This window comes from Neobacillus fumarioli NBRC 102428, from assembly GCF_001591485.1.
GTDB classification, from domain to species: Bacteria; Bacillota; Bacilli; order Bacillales; family Cytobacillaceae; genus Neobacillus; species Neobacillus fumarioli.
Window position 1 is genome coordinate 1 of record NZ_BCUZ01000179.1, and the last position, 4,030, is coordinate 4,030.

Genomic DNA, 4,030 nt, shown 5'->3' on the forward strand with positions numbered 1-4,030 from the left:
GGGGCTAGGCCGCTTGCGCTGGACAATTCTCGAAGTCAAAATTTCTTTACTATTAAACTAAAACGCTCAAGGTTTTTAACCCTGAGCGTTCTTTATTTTGCGCATAATTGGCTGAGCAAAATTAGTTGGAAAAACTATCTTATTATAAATTCACAGTATACTTGAATAAATTCAGAGTTTCTTTTGGCCCCACAATAATACGAGGGATTGTATACGGATTATCTCCCATTTTTGCATAACCTTCAGCAGTAGTAAATGCACTTTTGTATCCAAGATCCTTTAAAATCTGGATGGTTTGCTTATTATATTGTCCAAATGGATAAGCAAAAGAATGGGCGTTAAGGATTTTTTTACTTAGCGCTAAATCTGCTTTGACAATATTGTATGGTTTCGTTACTACATCAGACTTCTTATTTCCATTCAAATTATGAAGATTATTTGTATGACTATTAAATTCAAAGACGTCTTTCATTTGATTCATTTCCGGATAAGATAAAGCATTTAGTTTGTCTGGATCCCACTTACTTGGTGTTTTCTCTATTCTTCCTGTAATCATAAATTCTGTAGCTTTTAAGTTATATTTTTTTAAAACAGGGTATGCATAACGATAGACAGATTGTAAACCATCATCAAACGTAATTAAAACCGTGTTTTTCGGTAATATAATTTTTCCGTTTAAGTAGTTTTCTAAATCTCCTGTAGTAATAGAAGCAAAATGCTGTTGAGATAAATATCTCATTTGCTGATTAAATGACTCCGGTGTTATGGTAGTATCCGATTTTTTAAATAATTTATTCTCATTTTTTTCTAAGAGATGATGATAGGCCAATACTGGTATACCGTAATCCAATTTTACTGCGGTACGTTTAACATAACCAATTTTGCCTGCTATATCAATTGTTAACCAGTTTTTATCAAATTCAGACATTGGGAAGCGCTCGTCTTTTGGTAAAGAAGCAAATTGAACGACTGAACCCGTGTGATTACTGCATACAGGCGTACTTGCAAGTGTAATATAATATTTTATATTGGGATGTTTATTCAGATCATCACCAAGATGCTTTGAGTTCGTTGACAATATGACATCTTTTTTGGAAACCAGACCATAATTATTACCCACTCTGACTTCATACCAATCAGAACCATATTCCCCATTTGAATTAATTTCTTGACCGTTAGATAGACTGGCAATATTTATTAATCTTCCATCCAAAGATTCATATATTGGAACAACTTTTTTATTGGTTACTAAATATTTGCCTACGTTAACATCTACATTTTTCACCACAATTGCTTTTGGTTTTTTGGCCTTTAATGAACGAATATGATTAAATTTTGTATATCCCTTGAAACCGACGATGACTAATCCAACAACAATTAATAAGGGAATAAATAAAGCGATTTTCTTTTTCATATATTCACCCGTATTTTCTAAGATTTTTTCTTTTTAAGTTTAACTTAAGTTTGATAAGATATACTATATAGTTTGAATTAAAATTGGATTAATTTTTACTTTTGAATTATAAAACATATAATTAGAGCCGAATCATGTATGAACCGGCTCTTTTCTCATATTATTTATTATTTGCAGTTAATAAATCTATATTTCTAGTTACCTTTTCACTGTACGAGTAATCACCGTAACAATATGGATACCGTGATTTAAAAAAACTTTTTTTACAAGTATAAATTCGGGGGTGCTTTTGAACTTGTAATAAGGAAAAATTTTTGGCTAATTCCTCGCTATGTTTTCCTCCGTGTTCTGCCACATAATTTATGTAACCAATCCCCATATTGTAAGCTTGAATAATCGTCGGAAAATCTACTTGTTTTTTCTGACCGTAGGCAAGGATATGTTGAAAATGTTTGACCCCTAATTGGATGCTTTTATTTGGATCTTTAATCGAATTCGGGGGCAAGCCTATCGATTCAGATGATTGCATGGGGTCTCCCCCTTGACCATGACTTTCCTGTTGCATTAATGCCATAAGAACCGGAGTATATGTTTCAAGATGGTATTTGGCTAGTTCATCATGAATTAACGGTGTGTATTTTTTGACATTTACAAATGGATCCCGTTGAAAATACGGAATGTCATTGTCCCAATAGCAATAAATGAATATAGCTACTAAAGCAGAGAAAGGCAACAATAAGACGAATCTGGCTCGAATTTTATTCCGTATTCGTTTCTTCATTTTTATTAAACTCCTATTTTCATTCCTTTCTTCATTATAAAGGATAATCTCTTAAAAGTATTCTAATAAAAATTTTCTCACTTTTCGCCCCCTCCCTATATGTGAAAAATCCACAGGGAAATGTCCCCTGTGGACTTGCTCTCGCCAGTCTGTTTCTTAGTACATCCAATACTGATTTTAGGTAGTAGAAAACAATAGAGAAAATTGCTGTTACTGCTGTATCCAAATAGCTGCCAATATAACCCATAAGCATGAATTAAGTACAAATACTAGACAATTCTTTAGCTTCTTGAATGATTTTTTCGATCAGCTGTCTAGCTGTAAGACACTGAGCTAGCCTCGTGCTTTGCCCAGCCCAGAGTGACATATATTCGGATGTTCCCTTTTCAGCGGATGCCTTTCTGATCGTTTTTGTTAGTTCATTCTGCAGTGGATAATCAGGAACTTCATCTTCTCTATTGCTCATTTTTTCTGTAAACCTATTTTTCAGTCCTCTGGCCAACTTTCCAGAAAAAGTTTTGGTTAAGACTGTTTGATCTTCTTTCGCTCCAATAATAGCCTCCTTATGAAGCTGGTGTGCGCCGCTTTCTTCGCAAACTAGGAAGGCCGTGCCCATCTGTACAGCTTGTGCTCCAAGACATTTTGCTGCCATTAGTCCTCTTCCATCCATAATACCCCCCGCAGCAATAATAGGGATCTTAATTTGATCGGCTGTTTGAGGAATAAGGGAGATTAATCCAATCAAACTCTGCTTATCTTCTCCAAGGAAACTTCCCCTATGTCCCCCTGCTTCCGCGCCTTGAATAACGACAGCATCCACTCCTGCCTTTTCATTCAAAATCGCTTCCGCTACCGTTCCAGCAGTACCAATAACAATAACGGAGTTCTCCTTTAATTTCCTTAGGATTTTAGAATCCGGCAGTCCAAACGTAAAGGAACAAATCGAAACCTTCTCTTCTATTATCACATCTATATGTTCGTAGAATGTCTTTACATCCTGTTCAAAGCTTGGCAGTTTTGGCTCCACTTTCGATACATGTAATTCTTGTAAAATGGGCTGTAAGAAATTTTTTGCCTTTGCAATTCTTTCTTGATCGGCATTATATGGATTTGGAACAAACAAATTCACCCCAAAAGGTTTGTCAGTTAAACTTTTTAATTCCTGAATTTGCTCACGCAATTGGGATGGAGTCATATAACCTGCCCCAATCATACCGAGTCCGCCTGCATTTGAAACTGCAGCCACCAATTGAGAAGTCGTAACCCCTCCTGCCATTGGTGCTTGAATAATAGGATATTGAACCCCTAACAACCTTGTTAACCCATTTTCCCACATATGTATTCCACCGCCTTATGTGTATTTCGTTTTTATTATATATACCCCTTTCCTTTGATAATAATATTTCAGATTTATTAAATTACCATTATTTTAATAGGAAGAATCATGACTTAGAAATTTTTTATGCATATTCTGTTGCAATGAAAATAGCAACCTATAAATTAGGTATTTGCCAGTCGATTTCCTCTACCCCGATTTCCCGCAAAATGGCGTTTGTCCGGGAAAATGGTCTGCTGCCAAAGAAGCCCCTAGCCGCGGAAAATGGACTGGGATGAGGAGATTTTATGATGAAATGCCAGGGTGAAGTGATCAATTGCTGCTTTTGTTGGGCAAATTTCCCCCAAAGGATAAACACTACAGGTGTCTTTCTTTGATTCAATGTTTCAATGACTTTGTCCGTGAATTGTTCCCATCCTAAATCTTTATGGGAATTTGGGGTTCCGGCCCGGACAGTTAAAACCGCATTAAGCATTAATACCCCCTGCTTGGCCCATTC

At 35.9% G+C, this 4,030-nt stretch carries 4 protein-coding genes; all 4 read right to left on the reverse strand.

The annotated features are described in order from the left end of the window. Positions 1 to 142: 142 nt before the first annotated feature. Positions 143 to 1,414 carry a polysaccharide deacetylase family protein gene (locus tag BFU02S_RS15040; RefSeq protein WP_066372395.1) on the reverse strand — a complete coding sequence of 424 codons (1,272 nt, stop codon included), beginning with the start codon at positions 1,412 to 1,414 and terminating at the stop codon, positions 143 to 145. A 160-nt stretch (positions 1,415 to 1,574) separates the two neighbouring features. Next, positions 1,575 to 2,195 carry a lysozyme family protein gene (locus BFU02S_RS15045; RefSeq protein WP_066372396.1) on the reverse strand — a complete coding sequence of 207 codons (621 nt, stop codon included), beginning with the start codon at positions 2,193 to 2,195 and terminating at the stop codon, positions 1,575 to 1,577. A 256-nt stretch (positions 2,196 to 2,451) separates the two neighbouring features. After that, positions 2,452 to 3,531, reverse strand: coding sequence for an NAD(P)H-dependent flavin oxidoreductase (locus BFU02S_RS15050; protein ID WP_066372397.1), 1,080 nt, complete (start codon positions 3,529 to 3,531; stop codon positions 2,452 to 2,454). A gap of 157 nt (positions 3,532 to 3,688) precedes the next feature. Beyond that, a partial coding sequence (locus BFU02S_RS15055; protein WP_084361154.1) for a uracil-DNA glycosylase occupies positions 3,689 to 4,030 on the reverse strand: 342 nt, incomplete at its 5' end.

Coding starts and splice junctions, on each gene's coding strand:
- BFU02S_RS15045 (WP_066372396.1), bottom strand. CDS start 2,195: ATGAAGAAACGAATACGGAATAAAATTCGAGCCAGATTCGTCTTATTG.
- BFU02S_RS15050 (WP_066372397.1), bottom strand. CDS start 3,531: ATGTGGGAAAATGGGTTAACAAGGTTGTTAGGGGTTCAATATCCTATT.
- BFU02S_RS15040 (WP_066372395.1), bottom strand. CDS start 1,414: ATGAAAAAGAAAATCGCTTTATTTATTCCCTTATTAATTGTTGTTGGA.